12 protein-coding genes are annotated in these 14,675 nt (G+C 62.7%); all 12 read left to right on the forward strand.

What is annotated here, in order from left to right; all coding sequences use genetic code 11:
• Positions 1–18: 18 nt before the first annotated feature.
• Positions 19–741 carry a type VI secretion system lipoprotein TssJ gene (gene tssJ, locus ACLEJW_RS12980; RefSeq protein ID WP_440777687.1) on the forward strand — a complete coding sequence of 241 codons (723 nt, stop codon included), beginning with the start codon at positions 19–21 and terminating at the stop codon, positions 739–741.
• Positions 738–2,081 (forward strand): type VI secretion system baseplate subunit TssK, encoded by a 1,344-nt coding sequence (tssK, locus tag ACLEJW_RS12985; RefSeq protein WP_440777688.1) that lies wholly within the window; start codon positions 738–740, stop codon positions 2,079–2,081. Before tssJ ends, tssK begins: the two co-directional genes overlap by 4 nt.
• Positions 2,078–2,791 carry a type IVB secretion system protein IcmH/DotU gene (icmH, locus tag ACLEJW_RS12990; protein ID WP_145192796.1) on the forward strand — a complete coding sequence of 238 codons (714 nt, stop codon included), beginning with the start codon at positions 2,078–2,080 and terminating at the stop codon, positions 2,789–2,791. Before tssK ends, icmH begins: the two co-directional genes overlap by 4 nt.
• 21 nt (positions 2,792–2,812) lie before the next feature.
• Positions 2,813–6,724: a type VI secretion protein IcmF/TssM N-terminal domain-containing protein gene (locus ACLEJW_RS12995; RefSeq protein WP_440777689.1), complete on the forward strand. Its 3,912-nt coding sequence runs from the start codon at positions 2,813–2,815 to the stop codon at positions 6,722–6,724.
• Positions 6,725–6,758: 34 nt separating this feature from the next.
• Positions 6,759–7,679, forward strand: coding sequence for a type VI secretion system-associated protein TagF (gene tagF / locus ACLEJW_RS13000; protein WP_440777690.1), 921 nt, complete (start codon positions 6,759–6,761; stop codon positions 7,677–7,679).
• Positions 7,679–10,171 (forward strand): type VI secretion system membrane subunit TssM, encoded by a 2,493-nt coding sequence (gene tssM, locus ACLEJW_RS13005; protein WP_440777691.1) that lies wholly within the window; start codon positions 7,679–7,681, stop codon positions 10,169–10,171. The genes tagF and tssM overlap by 1 nt, the downstream gene beginning before the upstream one ends.
• 107 nt (positions 10,172–10,278) lie before the next feature.
• On the forward strand, positions 10,279–10,797 hold the full coding sequence (locus ACLEJW_RS13010) for an Hcp family type VI secretion system effector (protein ID WP_028687575.1): 519 nt from the start codon (positions 10,279–10,281) through the stop codon (positions 10,795–10,797).
• 101 nt (positions 10,798–10,898) lie between these two features.
• Complete coding sequence (gene tssA, locus ACLEJW_RS13015; protein ID WP_145192804.1) at positions 10,899–11,993, forward strand: type VI secretion system protein TssA; 1,095 nt, start codon at positions 10,899–10,901, stop codon at positions 11,991–11,993.
• A gap of 35 nt (positions 11,994–12,028) precedes the next feature.
• The gene (locus tag ACLEJW_RS13020) at positions 12,029–12,283 is read left to right on the forward strand and encodes a PAAR domain-containing protein (RefSeq protein ID WP_145192806.1); all 255 of its coding nucleotides are present in this window, start codon (positions 12,029–12,031) and stop codon (positions 12,281–12,283) included.
• A gap of 11 nt (positions 12,284–12,294) precedes the next feature.
• Positions 12,295–13,419, forward strand: a complete 1,125-nt coding sequence (locus ACLEJW_RS13025) for a hypothetical protein (protein WP_440777692.1) — start codon at positions 12,295–12,297, stop codon at positions 13,417–13,419.
• A gap of 56 nt (positions 13,420–13,475) precedes the next feature.
• The gene (locus tag ACLEJW_RS13030; protein ID WP_440777693.1) at positions 13,476–14,273 is read left to right on the forward strand and encodes a hypothetical protein; all 798 of its coding nucleotides are present in this window, start codon (positions 13,476–13,478) and stop codon (positions 14,271–14,273) included.
• Between the two features lie 36 nt (positions 14,274–14,309).
• Positions 14,310–14,675 (forward strand): contractile injection system protein, VgrG/Pvc8 family (locus ACLEJW_RS13035; RefSeq protein ID WP_440777694.1); only part of this gene is annotated, 366 nt, incomplete at its 3' end.

A 14,675-nucleotide genomic window follows, 5' to 3' on the forward strand; every position in this document is an offset into this window, starting at 1 on the left:
GTTTTCAGGAGCAGGACAATGGGCAGGTTACTGGGTGTACTGATCATGGCCTCGGCGCTAGGCGCCTGTGGCATCACTGACCGCGTCGGCAAACGCGTCGACGACACCTGGGCAGGCGACATGCTGTTTAGCAGCGACGAGAAAGTGGTCCTGACCATCGACGGCGGCAACCAGCTGAATCCGGACGCAGCCGGCACCCCGCTGTCGGTGGTGGCGCGTGTCTACCAGCTGACCAGCCTTGATCGGTTCGTAAGCAGCGATGCCGACACCCTGCTTGACCACCCTGAGCAAGCACTGGGTGAAACCGTGCTCGATACTCGCGAAACCGTGGTCCTGCCGGGGATCGGCAACGTCGAGCACTGGCCGCTGGCCAAGCAGGCACGCTATGTCGCCGTTGCTGCGTTCTTCCGCGACGAAAGCGGCGGGCGTTGGAAGATGGCCTTCAATGCCGACGCCTTCCGTAAGGACGGAATCTTCTTCTCGTCCGAGGGCGGGCGAGTGCTGCTCGACCTCAACCAGATCACCGCCGAGCGCGGCCAGGACGTGCTCCAACTGCCCGCCCAGCAAGCCATCGCCACCCTGCAGCCGGCGCAGCCGCTGGAAACCGAGCCGACCGTCAGCCAGCAGCTGCAGGCCAAGGCGTTGGACGCTGCCCAGCAGGCCGCCGGTGATGCAGCCGAGCAAGCGGCCAAGAAAACCATGACCAACGTGTTCGATTCAGCACTGGAAGGTATCCAATGAGCAACAAGAGCCGCGTGATGTGGTCGGAAGGCATGTTCCTCCTCCCGCAGCACTTCCAGTATCAGGACGAGTTCCACCAGCATCAGCTGGCTCAGGCCACCCTGCGTTCGTCGCCCTTCCACTGGGGCGTGCAGGCCCTCGAAGTCGATGAAGTAGCGCTGGGCAGTGGTGTGCTGCAACTCAACCGCCTGCACATGGTGTTCCCCGACGGTTCAGTCTATGACGCTCCGCAGCATGACCCACTGCCGGCCGCGCGCGACATCAAGGATGTATTGCAGGGTTCGGGCATCAAGGTGTACGCCGCCCTCAAGCTGGCCGAACCGTACAGTGCCAACTACATGGAAGAAGGCGCCGAGCGCCAGGGCGCGCGCCGCTACCGCAAAGCCTTCGCGACCCTGCCCGACCTCAACGAAGGTGATCTGGAAAATGAAATCACCAGCCTGCGCCTGAACGTGGTGCTGCTGGTCGATGGTGATACATTGGATGGCTACAGCTACTGCCCGCTACTGCACCTGCAGCGCAATAACGTCAATGCGTTCAGCATCGATAGCCAGTTCGTCCACCCGGCCTTGCACCTGGGCGCCCATGAAACCCTGCTGACCATCGCTCAGCGCCTGTTGGCGCTGCTGCAGAGCAAGAGCGAGACCTTGTCCGGGCGCCGCCGCGAACGCGCCGACCAGATCGCCGAGTTCGGCACCAGCGATGTCAGCCTATTTTGGCTGCTGTACACGGTCAACCGTGCCTACCCGGGGCTGGCACACCTGCTCCAACACCCGCGCCTGCACCCCGAGCAGCTTTATCGCTTCCTCGCCGAGCTGGCCGGCAGCCTGCTGACCTTTTCGCTCAATGCACGCCTGGACGACACACCGCCCTATGACCATCAAGACCCGGCCGCTTCGCTGCTCAAGCTCGACCGCCTGGTGCGCGAACTGCTCAACAGCGTGGTGCCGAACCAGTACATCCCGATCCCGCTTGACCAAACCCGTTCGTCTTACTACGTCGGCCGCCTCAACGACCCGCGCCTGGCCGACGCCGACTTCTACATCTCAGTGCACGCCGACATGCCCGGTGCTCAAGTGCTGGAGCTGGTACCACGGGCGTTCAAGGTCGGCTCGCCTGAAGACATTGAAGTAGTGGTCAACACGGCCATGCCGGGCGCCACGCTGAACCACTGCGTGCGTACGCCCAACGCGATCCCGGTGCGCCTGGACAACCAGTATTTCGCGATCGAACCCCATGGGCGGGTGTATGAACGCATGATGAGCGCCCACGCCATCGCCTTCTATGTCCCCAGTGCTTTCAAGAACCTCAAGCTCGAACTGATGGCGGTGCTCAAATGACTGTTGCCGTAATGCAAGGCGGCGCGACCGCCGTTGAACAACCCTCCACGCTCAAGGACATGGTCAAGGACTTCCTGACCATGGCGCTGATGATCCGCCGTGGCGACAAGGTGGTTGACGTACAGCGCCTGCGTGCAGGTATCGACGAATTCTTCCCGGCGCTGGAACGCAATGCCCGCCGCGCCAATTACAGTGTCGAGCAGGTCAAGGATGTGCAGTACGCATTATGTGCCTTCCTCGACGAGAGCGTTCTGAACGCCGGCCCCAGCGAAATCCGTAACCAGATCGAGATCAACCCGCTGCAGTTCCAGTACTTCGGGGTGCATCTGGCCGGCCAGGGTTTCTTCGACAAGCTCGAAGCCTTGCGCACCGATGTCAAGCGCAACCTCGACGTGCTGGAGGTGTACCACCTGTGCCTGGCCCTGGGTTTCGAAGGCAAATACAGCCTCGAGCAGAAAGACCAGTTGCGCTACATCGCCAACACCCTGGGGCAGGACATTGCCCGCCACCATGCCCCGCGCAAGGCCTTGGCACCGCAATGGGCGCTGCCGGACCAGGTGTCGCAGATGCTGCGCTATGAGGTGCCGCTGTGGTTGTACCTGGTGCTCATCGCGCTAGTCTGCGGGGCAGTCTACCTGACCCTTGATTGGTTGCTGGGCAAGGAAGTGGCCGCGTTGGCGGAGCAGGTCCGCCGGCTGTTCGGTGTTTAACTCAGGTACGGTCAGGAAGACATGAAAGCACTACTGCGCTGTTTGAAAAATTTCTGGTTTGCCTTGGCACTGGTCTGGGCCATAGGCGTACTGGCCTGCTGGTTCGCCCTGCCGCGCTGGCAGCTCTCGACCGAGCAGGTGTACGTGGCAATGACGCTCTTCAGCGCCATGTGCCTGTTGGCGGTCGTACTGCGTCAGTACCGTCGCATCCGCGCCGAGCAGAACATTGAGAGCCTGGTCCAACTTGAAGTAGATCGATCATTGGGCGCCGAAGGCGAGTTTCGCGACCAGCATGTACTGCGCGAGCGCCTGAAGCACGCGATCGCGATGTTGCGCTCGGCACGCTCGGCCGGTGGTGGCGGTGCCTCAGCTCTGTCGGACCTGCCTTGGTACTTGGTGATTGGCATGTCAGCCTCGGGCAAGACCTCGCTCTTGACCCGCTCCGGGCTCTCCGCCTCGATCGCCGGAGCCCAGGCCAGTGGTTTCGACAGCGGCACGCAGCATTGCGATTGGTACTTCAGCCCCGAGGCAGTGCTGATCGACACCGCCGGCCGCTATCTGCACGATGACGCCTCGGCCAGCGAGTTCGCCTCATTCCTCAAGCTGCTGCGCAAGCAGCGCAGCAAGCCTGCGGTGAACGGCTTGGTGCTGGTGGTAAGCCTGCCAGAGATCATCTGCGCCACCGTGGCCGAACGCGAAGCCATGGCCGCACGCCTGGTCAGCCGCATCGATGAATACAGCGAATGCCTAGGGGTGAATCCACCGCTGTACCTGATGCTCAGCAAGACCGACCTGCTGCCAGGTTTCAACCAGGCCTTCGACGGCTTGGACAATGCCCAGCGCCAACAACCGCTGGGCATGACCTTCCCGCTCGCCGACGTGCGCAACAAAGGCCTGCGCAGCGTCGCCGAAACCAGCTTCGCCCAGCTGCTCGCCAGCGTGCGCGAGCAGGTCGATCGTCAGGTGATCGCCGGCGGCAACACCGCCAACGTCGAACTGCTGCAGTTCCCCAGCTACTTCGCCGAGCTGTCGAGCGTGCTCGGTGGTTTCCTCGAGCAGTTCGAGCGTACCGCCGACGGCCGCACCCCGCCGATCGTTCGCGGTGTGTACTTCACCAGCGCGCTGCAGACCGACGAGCAGTTGCCACCGGTCTACGAAGAGGCCCTGGGCGCGCACTATGCCCTGCAAGCCAGCGAACGCCCGACGCCGAACAAGACTGTCACCAAGATTGGCGACAAGAGCTTCTTCATTACGGAAACCTTCCGTCACGTGGTGTTCCCCGACCGCAACCTGAGCTTGTACTACTCGCGCCAGGGCCGTACCCGTGCCCTCACCCCCGCATTGGCCGGCGCCGCCGCGCTCGCCGGTGTCGCCCTGCTGGCCTGGGAAGGCGTGTCGTTCCAGAACAACCGCCAAGTATTGGCCACCCTAAGCGGCGAGCTGAGCGAACTGGAACAGGCTCCCGACCGAGCCGAGCGCCTGGCGTCCGGCCAGGCTATGGAACAGCTGCGCCACTACCTCGGCCAGTTCGAAGGCTACGACATCCAAGGTGTGCCACTGGCACTGGGAGCTGGCCTGTACAGTGGCGCCGAGCTACTCAGCCCACTGCGTCAGGCGTACGTGCAGCAACTGCGCACCCAGGCCCTGGAGCCGATCGGCAAGCAGCTGCAAGTGCAACTGCGTGCACTCAACCAGTTCGCCGAAACTGTCGACCGCACACCGCTGGCCGACGCCGGCAAGCGCCGCACACCTAAGGCCCAGCGTACGGATGCCGCACCAGGCGAAGACGTCAAGGTATTCAGGGCGCCGACCGCAGCAGTTCTGACCAGCAGTGTTCCGCGCAGTGGCGCGCAACTGGCCGGCCGGGTGCAGGCCGCTGCCAGCGATGCCGGCCAGGACGGCCGTCGCCGCGCCCTGGATGCACTGCGTGAGAAGGCCCGCTCGGTGTCGAGCGCCGACCCGTCCGAAGATACCGCCCTGACTGCCGGCCTGTCGCTGTCTGAAGACAGCCTCGGGCGCCTCAGCGAGCAGCAGGTGGCCTCGGTGATCGAAGCCTACAGCGCACTGAAGCTTTACCTGATCCTGACCCACCCGAATGAGCACCCGGACGCCGACTTCGTCGCCGCCGAGCTGCCACACGCCTGGACCCTGGCCGCACGAGCGCAGGGCCGCGACGTCGATCCGGCGCTCGTGGAGGCCAACAGCGCCCTATACGTACGCTATCTGCAGCAGGGTACGGCGCCGGCCCTGCGCCGCAACGAACAACTGGTGAGTGATGCCCGCCAAAGCTTGCGCTCCTTCATGATCGCCAGTTCCCTGGTCGACCGTGAGTACCTGCGCCTGCAACTGGAGTCGGGCCGTCAATATCCGAATCTGACCCTGGCCGACATGGTCCCGGCCAACAGCCGTAGCCTATTGTTCTCCGCCGAGGCCGTGCCGGCCTTCTACACCCGACAGGGCTGGGAAGAGTACGTCCAGCCAGAGTTGATCAAGCTGCTCTCGGGCGACCTGCGCAACGACAGCGACTGGGTGCTCGATGGCGAAGGCGGTAACGGCCTGGTGCAGAAAGCCAATTTCATGCGCGAGTTGCTCGCCCGCTACAAGGCCGACTACGCCGAAGCCTGGTTCAACCTGCTCGAGGGCGTTGGCGTGCGCCACTTCACCGACATGGCCAACGCCAACGAGCGCCTTGCGGTGCTGAGCGATGTACAGAACTCGCCGGTCAAGAGCCTGCTCGCCGCCGTTCACCACAACACCGACTGGGACCTGCCCAAGCAAGCATCAGCCTCCGCTGTCGGCGCGACCGAAGATAGCTTCTGGGGCAGCATCAAAGGCGCCTTCAGCAGCCAGGGCGCGGTGGCGGAAAACGCCGCTGCGCGACTGCCGCGGGTCGATGACGGCAGCCTGGCCAAGCGCTTCGAACCGGTTTCAAGACTGTTCGCCGCGCAGAATGCCGAAGGTGCTGACAGCACTGTGATGGACCGCTACCTGGCCGCACTGCGCAAGCTCAAGGTGCGCCTGAGCAACATCCAGCGCTCACAAGACGTTGGTAAGAACAGCAAGCTGCTGATCAGCGAAACCCTCGAGGGCCAGCCTTCGGAAGTCACCTTGGTGCGCAACTACGTCGAAACCAGCGTCGACACGTCGGCCGGCAAGTTGTCAGGCGCCCTGCTGCGGCTGTTCAACTCGCCGCTGCAGTACACCTGGGAAACGCTCCGCGACCCGGCCGGGCAACAGATCGCCAAAGCTTGGGCTCAGGATGTAGCGCGGCCGTGGCAGCAGGTCATGGCCCACCGCTACCCGATCGTCGCCGACAGCAACAACGAAGCCTCGGTCAAGGACCTGCAGCGTTTCGTCGACCCCGAAAACGGCCTGCTACCAGCCTTCAAACGCAACGAAATTGGCAACTTGGCCGGTGGTGAAGGCCTGGGCATGGGCACCGGAAATGGCGCCAACCCATTGGTGAACGCCAAGATGGTCGACAGCATCGACAAGGCCAGTTCAGTCGGCCAGGTGATCGCCAGCCTCTCGGATCGGGAAAACGGCTTCGAGATCATGCTCGAACCCTCGGCGCGCTACACCGACATCATCTTCACCCTCGACGGCCAGGAGCAGCACTACCGCAACGGCCGCACCAGTTGGAACCGCTTCGCCTGGCCGGGCAGCAGCAACGCCCCGGGAGCACGCTTGGACGTGGTCACCCTGGAAGGACAGCGTATCACCGTATTCGACTACCCCGGCCGCTGGGGCCTGCTGAAGATGAATGATAGTGCCCGGGTCAGCGACCTGGACACCGTGCAGCAGCGCTTCACCTGGCAGTCGGTGGCCGGCCCAGTGAGCCTGGTGGTGCGCAACTATGGCGGCGTGAAGATGACCGACCTGGCACAGGTCAAGGCGCTCAGCGCGCTCAACAACAGCGTACGGGTGAACTGATGCTAACCCGTACCACGAGAAAGGCCTCAGGCCTATGATCGGATGTTTCGGCAAAGTCCCAGCCAGCGCCGACTTCGTCAGCCTCAACGGCGCCCTGCCAGAGGTCTGCGAGTTCGATCTGTGGCTGCAAAACGGCCTTGGCCGGATGCAGGCGCAGGCAGACTGGCGCGATCGTTTCGATGCCCTGCCGGTGTGTTTCTTCTGCTACCGCAGCCGCGCCGGCCAGTGGCTGCTTGGCGGCTTCATCAGTTCGCGCGATACCAGCGGTCGGCGCTACCCGTTCATGGTTTTCCAGAGCATCCGCACCGCCAGCGACGCTCGCTTCGTCAGCCCGCACATCCTCTGCGAGCTGTTCGCCGCTCAGATCAAGCCGTTGCTCATGCAGGCTGCCCAGGGCGCCGACATGAGCGAACTGTTCAACCGGGTAAAAGCCATGCGCGGCTGGACCTCCCAGGACCTCGACCTGTACCGCCGGGTGCACGAGAAATTTCTCCACGACTTCAACCTGCGCGACGTGGCCCGGCCGCTGCGCCACAGCTACCCGGAATTCGACACTCAAGCCGGCATGGCCAGTCTGTACCGCCTGCGCACTGCTCTGCAGCAGGCCCACACGGCGCCGATCTGCCTGCCGCTACCGGCCCAGAGCGGACTCAAACGCCCCATGGCCGACCTCTGGTGCACGCTGCTGTCGCGCCTGCGCGGCAGCGCCGGCATGCCCGACGTCAGCGTACTCGTGGATAACTTCATGCGCCCCGGGCTGCTGTGTTTCGCCTCTCGTGGTAGCGACGAGATCTACCGGCTGCTGACCGGCGTTGCAAGCAGCAGCGAACGGCATGACCTGCTGGACCCTATGCCGTACGCATCGGCTGGCAGCCCCTTGGCGCTGCCAGCCGATGACCTGGCCCTGAACGATTTCATAGAGCGCTTCGCCAGCGCGCGGGACGAACAGTATTGATGAACAGGCTCAAGTATTACTTCTTCAAGTATCAGCCGTACGTGCTCGGCGTGGTGTTCTTCCTGGCCATCTTTCTGGTCTGGATCGTTGGCATGGGACTGGGCTTTGCCTCGCTCTCCAGCCTGCTGGCCGGCCTCGGCGTTTTCGTGCTGCTGTCTGCCTTGTACGTATTGCTGATGTACCGCGGGGTTTCGCAGCACCACGACCTGGAAGCCCTACTGCGCGAGGACGCTGACCAGGCGGTGCTCAATGCCACCCCGCAGGACCGGGAAGAAGTCAGCCTGCTGCGCGAACGCCTGCTGCAAAGCATCGAGCGCCTGCAAGGCAGCGGCAAAAGCAAGGTCAACAAGAATGCGCTGTACGCCCTTCCCTGGTACCTGGTGATTGGCCAGCCGGCGTCGGGCAAGAGCACCATGCTCTACCAGTCTGGCCTTACCTTTCCTTACGCTGAACGTGAAGGCGCGCGGGTTGCCGGCCTTGGCGGCACGCGCAACTGCGATTGGTTCTTCAGCTCCGAAGCGGTGCTGCTCGACACGGCTGGCCGCTACATGGACAACCAGGAAGAAGCCGGCAAATGGCGCGCCTTCCTCGGCCTGCTGCGTCAACACCGCCAGCGCCGTCCGCTGAACGGCTTGATCGTCGCGGTCAGCATCGAAGATATCCTGCACGCCGGCGCCGATGCCCGTGAACGCCTGGCAAAGCGCTTGCGCGAACGCATCCAGGAAGCCCATGAGCTGCTGGAACTGCGCCTGCCGATCTACCTGGTGTTCACCAAGTGCGACCTGCTGCCGGGCTTTACCCACTTCTACCGCCAGCTGGACGCACACTCGCGTGACGAAGTCATGGGCAAGACCTTCAGCCACCAGGGCTTCGAACAGTCCGACTGGAGCATGCGCTTTGCCACCGCCATGAATGAGCTTGTCGAGCACTGGCAGGCGCTCGCCGACCAGCAACTGTTGCAGCAGGACATCCAGCTGACCCGTCGCGACCCGGTCGCCTACAGCTTGCCGCTGGAATTGGCAGCCATCAAGCCGCTGCTCAACACCTTCGTTGCCGACCTGCTGCGGGCCAATCCGTACCAGAGTGCCGAGCTGCTGCGTGGTTTCTATTTCACCAGTGCCCTGGATGCTGACGAACCAGCCAACGGCCGGTATGCCAGTCAGGTACGCGAGCGCTTCGCCCTAGCCGCGCCGAGCAACGGGGCAGCGGCAATCAGCCAGGCCGAGCCACTGTTTATCGCCAGCCTGTTCCGCAAGGTGATCATTCCCGACCAGCACCTCGTGGCGCTCTACACCAGCAACCGCCGCGAACACCGTCGCAAAGCCGCTTGGGTCGGCGCGGCCAGCCTGGCCAGCCTGCTACTGTGCCTAGCCTGGGGCTGGTCGTACAGCAACAACAAGGCGGCGATCCAGGCCGTGGCGGCGAACCTCGACAGTGCCCGCCAGCAGGATGCTGCTGCCCGCCAGCAATACACCGCCTGGCACAGCCTCGATCAACTGCGTCAGGCCGCCGCCGAGCTGTACGCCCGTCACCATGGCGAAGGCGTGCCGCTGAGCATGCGCATGGGCCTGTACAGCGGCCATGAGATCGAACCGTTCGTGCGTCAAGCGTATTTCGCGCAGCTGGAAAAGATCATGCTCAAGCCCACCGCCGACAACCTGACCCGCTCGCTTTACCTGCTCAGCAGCATCAAGATCTACCAGCGCAACGCATCGCGCCTGGAGACCGTGAGTGGCATCGACAGCGTCGAGCCACGGGCTCTGCCGGTGGACAACCGCGCGCAGTCGGTGGCCACCTTCGGCCAGACCACTCTGGACACCTACCTGATGCTGTCCAAGGCCCAGCGCGAACAGGCCCAGCCAGCCGTGCTCAAGGCACGTATCCCGGACTACTGGTACCCGGCCATCAACAAGCAAGTGCCACGCCCGACCGGGCAGGCGGCGCAAGCTTCCAGCGAGGGCGATGATTATCAGTTCGCCGGGCGCCAGATCGCCTTCTACAGCGACCAGATCCGCGAACCGGACGTGCCACGCATCCTTAACAATGCGTTTCTGGTTTCCAGCTCGCGCAACTACATCAACAGCCTGCTGAGCCGCTCGCTGCGTGCCATCGAGACCATCACGTTGGAGTCCGACACCCTGTTCGCCTTTGGCCGCGCCGATTTCCAGAGCCTGGAAGCCGCCGGCCAGCGTCAGCTGAGCAGCATCGCAAACAAACTGCTGAATACCCCCAACGTCGGCAAAATCGTGATCACCGGCCATGCCGACCAGATCGGCGACCGCCAGAGCAACCTGCAGGTTTCGCGGCAACGGGCGCAAACCATCAAGACCTACCTGGTGGGCAAGGGCCTGCCGGCAGAACTGGTCGATGCGGTGGGCGAAGGCAGCAATAAACCCTTGGTGCGCTGCAACATGCAAGCGCCGCGCGCCGAACTGATCCAGTGCCTGGAACCCAACAGGCGCGTCGAGATCGAGGTCCGGGCACTTGATTGATGCCCGGTCTCAACACGACGCCTGCGGCTGCTCCGCAGGCGTCAAACTCAGGGCAGGTCCAAGTACTGGATCAAGGAAGCCCTTTACACCTATGGAGAAAAGTAAAAATGGCATTTGACGCTTACCTCAAGATTGACGGCATCCCAGGCGAAGCTCTGGATGACAAGCACAAGGACTGGATCGAAGTACTGGGCTACCAGTACGGCGCTACCCAGGCGACCTCGGCCACCGCCAGCTCCTCCGGTGGCGCTTCTTCCGAACGTGTCAATCTGAGCGACTTCACCATCCGCAAGTACGTCGACAAAGCCTCCGCCAAGGCCTTCGAAGCGTGCTGCAAAGGCCAGCACATCAAGGAAGTGGTGCTGAACGTGAACCGTGCCGGTGGTGACAAGGTGACCTACTTGACCATCACCCTGGAAGAAGTCGTGATCTCCTCGGTCAACTTCCTCGGCAACCTGCCGCTGGACGGCGAAGCCAAAGCTGAAAGCGACCTGCCGATGGAAGAGATCAAGTTCAACTTCTCGCGCATCAAGACCACCTACACCCAGCAGAAGCGTTCCGATGGCGCGGGTGGCGGCAAGGTTACTGGCGGTTGGGACCGTTCCCTGAACAAGGTCTACTCCTGAGCCTGACCTGAGCTGGCGCCGACAACGGCCAGCTCGCCAGAGGGTCCCGTGCCTGCAAGGGCACGGTGACCTTCCTTTCACCTTTGCACACAGAGCCGTCCATGCACGACATTCTTGACGACCTTTCGCTGTCTGCCCTGCGTACCCCGATTGACGGTGGCGCTGGCGAGGACCTGAGTTTTTCCAGCCTGTTCGATCAGATCAAGGAAGCGCGTCGCGCCGATCCCGAATACCTGACCCAGGGCGACTGGCAGACTGACCTCAAGCAGGCCGACTGGGAGCAGGTGATCCAGCTGGCTGCCGCCGGCCTCACCGAGCACAGTAAGGACCTGATGCTGGTGGCCTGGCTGAGTGAAGGCCTGGCTCACAGGAAGCAGTTTCCGGGCATCCGTTTTTCCCTGGCGGTGGCGCAAGCCCTGCTGGAAGATTTCTGGGACACGCTCTACCCCTCCCTCGACGAGGGCGTAGACGAGCGTGCTACCCGCCTGGCGTGGTTGACCACCACGCTGACCGAGGTGGTCCGCACCTTGCCGATCACCCAGGGGCAAGGCTATAGCCTGCTCAAGTATGAAGAGTCGCGCCAGGTCGAGAACCTGGCCCGGCAAAACCCGTCGGCCATGCATCTGGCCCTGGAAGATGGCAAGATCAACGCCGAACTCTTCCAACGCTCGGTGGTGATGACCGATACCGAGCACCTGCACGTATTGCACGCGCAAATCAGCGAATGCCTGGGCGCCTGCCAGCAACTGCAGACCACGGCCGATAACGCGTTCGGCCATGACGCGCCGAGCTTTCTGCCCCTCAACGACGTGCTGGTGCATGCCCGACAACTGGTGGAACGCCTACTCAAGGAGCGCGGTGTAGAGTTGGCACTAGCTCCAGGGGCGTCGGCCGAAGAAGCAGCACAGCCCGAACTGCCGGCGGCAGCCGGTGCGGCCCCGGCCGCTGCACAGCGTAGCCACAGTGCCCCGTTGCGAACCGTACCACTGAACCGTGAAGAAGCTTTCACTCTGCTCCAGGGCGTGGCGCAGTTCTTCAAGCAGACCGAGCCGCACAGCCCGGTGCCGTACCTGGTGGAACGTGCCATCAAGTGGGGCAACATGCCGCTGGAATCCTGGCTCAACGATGTGATCAAGGACAGCAGCGTGGTCGATGGCATTCGCGATGTGCTCGGCACCCTGCAACCACGTGACTGATTTGTGGTCCTAGCCGGCTGAAAAGGAGTTTCGACATGCGTCCGATCATTCTCTTGAACGACCCTACCGACCGTGGCGGAATGGTCGTGCAGGCCTCCTCTTCGACCTTGGTCAACGGCCGTGCCGTGGCCAGGCTCGGCGACAAGGTGATGTGCCTGCACGGTGCCTGCGTGATTGCCAGCGGCGACACCACCACCCTGGTCGACGGCATGCCGGTGGCCCGCCATGGCGACAAGACCGCCTGCGGCTCCAGCCTGATCGCCACCAACAGCGACACTGGAATACTGTAAGGACTGCCAGCATGTTGAAACCCTCCGCCCAGGGCCATCGCTCATTGTGGGACGTGATCGGCGAGCGCCGCGAGCAAGCGCAGCGCTTGGCGCCGCCACCACGCCCGCGCGCCGAGTACGACACCACCCGCATTGGCCTCAGTGCTGCCTGGCTGTGGCTGCCCAACCTGACCCCGGCCGAGGCCAAGGCAGGCAAGGCACTGGGCAAGGTCAGCGCCGACTTCGAGCACGACCCGCGGCTGGTCACCCCGGCCGGTCATCGCCACACCGTGCGGCGCATTCGCGCAGGCAGCGCCCGTGCCGAGGTCAGGCCCCTGCCCAGGGCCCTGCAGTTGCTGCACGCCATGCTTGGTCAGTGGCACGACTTCGCCGGCAGCCTGGACTGGGACCAGACCCATGTGGTGGTGTTCGCCCCCACTGGCATAGATGCGGACCCGTGGCTGGACGCGCTGCTCGAAGCCTGGCCGTTCGACTACTTGCCAGGCCACGGTTTTAGCGCCCCAGATCAGACGTTCGCCGCCTGGTTGCCGTGGGCCCAATGCAACGAGCTGGAAGCCGCCAACCTGCTGTGTATAGGCATCGACAGCTGGGCCACGGTAGACCGCGCCGGCAGCGTGAAGGGAGAGCGCATGGCCGGTGAAGCGATCGCCGTGCTCAACCTGCAACGCATCGACCTGGCCAACCCCGAGGCCAATGCCCGCTGGCAGCTGCACCCCGCCGTGGCCCACGACCACGGGCCACGCGCGCTCTTGTCGCGCAGAGGCTGCGGTGGCCTGGAACAGCTGAGCGAGCAGCTGTGCGCACAAAGCAGCATTGCCCTGGCCGACGTAAGGGCCCTGGTTACCGACGGCCACTACGATGACAACCGCCTGGAGCACCTGTACCAGCTGCTCAATACCCACCTGCCCGACTGCGACCCGCAGCAGCATGTGATTGGCCATGCACTGCTCGCGGGCGAATACGCACCGGGCATCAGCGAGATGAGTGCGCTCGCGCTGGCGCTGCAGGCGGCCAACAGCCTGGAAGGTGCAGTACTGGTACTGGATCGACATGAATCGACACAGACCCAGGGTTGGCTGCTGGGGCCATTGCAGGCGGCGATTGCCGAGCCGCGGCCGAGCGAGGGCGTTTTATGATCAGGTACGCCAGTTGTGCGTTTTTCCTGGCGTTAGTCGGTTGTGGCGACTCGAGCATGAATCAAAATATGCCCAGCGTAGCATTTACCTTGAATGACAGCATCGACAGCATGCTGGCAACAGCGTCGATGAAGCTGACCAAAGATTGCAATTCAACCATATGCTTCTATGAATTCAGTACTTCATCCAAAAGCAAAAACAAAGGCACTGCAACGATTGATCCGGGCAGCCAGCCACTCATCTTAAACGACATTGTCAGTGCAGCCTTCATTACACACAAAACTGGCTCCATTGACAAAGCCAACATCAGGATAGCTGCATTCCCGTCCAATTCCGAGCACACCAAGTCGTTAGATTACTTTAATAGTACGCTGGCCAAGCTGAAAGCCGCCAGATGGCAGCGATATATATTTCCGAATGAAGCGAGAATACCCGGATTTGAAGCAAGAAAATTCAACACTTTTGACGAGGTGCTTGGCATACCTGTCGGAACCGGTCCTTGGGGAGATCCTGCGTTGCAGTTAAGTAAAGCCGACTGGCTTTCGAGGCCCACGATTAAAACTTGGCATTTCACCAAGGGTGGAAACTACCTGCTGTTTAGTGTGCACCGCGAAAATAGTCCTCAGGCACCTTTAGAACTAGGCTCTTATCTTTTTTCGTTAAATTTCGAAACGGAAGCCGAGTTTTATAAAAACTTCGTCCCAAACGAGAATCAGGATGATTGGGTAAAACTGCTCCCCGTCGAACTCAAACGCATGGCCCAGGAACGCGCCCAAACCGAAGCACGCCTGAAAAAAATGGGCATCGCCATCGATGAGGACTACCAGGACCCGCCCATCAAGGCCCTGGAATAACCACCCGATCAGTCCCCACTCAGGAGACCCTTTGTCATGGACCTGACCTTCGGCACCCCGCTCTCGCAAAGCGGCCGCCTGCTGCAACTGACCACCCCATTGGGGGCCGACCAGCTGCAGGCCCTGCGCGCCCACGGCGTCGAGCGCATCGGCCGCACCCCGCGCTACACCCTCGACGTGATGGTGCAGGACACCGAGTACGACCCGGAAAAACTCATCGGCCAGCCCGTCAGCCTCGCCCTGCTCTGCGACGATGGCAGCCAGGCCCCGCGCCATGGCCTGGTCGAAAGCGTGCGTTACCTGGGCAGCGACGGTGGCCTGCACGACTGGCAGCTGGTCTTTGCGCCCTGGTTCAGCCTGCTCGAGTACCGCAGCGACTGCCGTATCTGGCAGGACAAGACC

The sequence above is a fragment of the Pseudomonas sp. SMSB3 genome, assembly GCF_052041965.1.
Taxonomy (GTDB): Bacteria; Pseudomonadota; Gammaproteobacteria; order Pseudomonadales; family Pseudomonadaceae; genus Aquipseudomonas.

Bases quoted from the DNA above. Each gene is read 5' to 3' on its own strand.
- tssJ (WP_440777687.1), top strand. From the start codon at position 19: ATGGGCAGGTTACTGGGTGTACTGATCATGGCCTCGGCGCTAGGCGCC.
- tssK (WP_440777688.1), top strand. From the start codon at position 738: ATGAGCAACAAGAGCCGCGTGATGTGGTCGGAAGGCATGTTCCTCCTC.
- icmH (WP_145192796.1), top strand. From the start codon at position 2,078: ATGACTGTTGCCGTAATGCAAGGCGGCGCGACCGCCGTTGAACAACCC.
- ACLEJW_RS12995 (WP_440777689.1), top strand. From the start codon at position 2,813: ATGAAAGCACTACTGCGCTGTTTGAAAAATTTCTGGTTTGCCTTGGCA.
- tagF (WP_440777690.1), top strand. From the start codon at position 6,759: ATGATCGGATGTTTCGGCAAAGTCCCAGCCAGCGCCGACTTCGTCAGC.
- tssM (WP_440777691.1), top strand. From the start codon at position 7,679: ATGAACAGGCTCAAGTATTACTTCTTCAAGTATCAGCCGTACGTGCTC.
- ACLEJW_RS13010 (WP_028687575.1), top strand. From the start codon at position 10,279: ATGGCATTTGACGCTTACCTCAAGATTGACGGCATCCCAGGCGAAGCT.
- tssA (WP_145192804.1), top strand. From the start codon at position 10,899: ATGCACGACATTCTTGACGACCTTTCGCTGTCTGCCCTGCGTACCCCG.
- ACLEJW_RS13020 (WP_145192806.1), top strand. From the start codon at position 12,029: ATGCGTCCGATCATTCTCTTGAACGACCCTACCGACCGTGGCGGAATG.
- ACLEJW_RS13025 (WP_440777692.1), top strand. From the start codon at position 12,295: ATGTTGAAACCCTCCGCCCAGGGCCATCGCTCATTGTGGGACGTGATC.
- ACLEJW_RS13030 (WP_440777693.1), top strand. From the start codon at position 13,476: ATGAATCAAAATATGCCCAGCGTAGCATTTACCTTGAATGACAGCATC.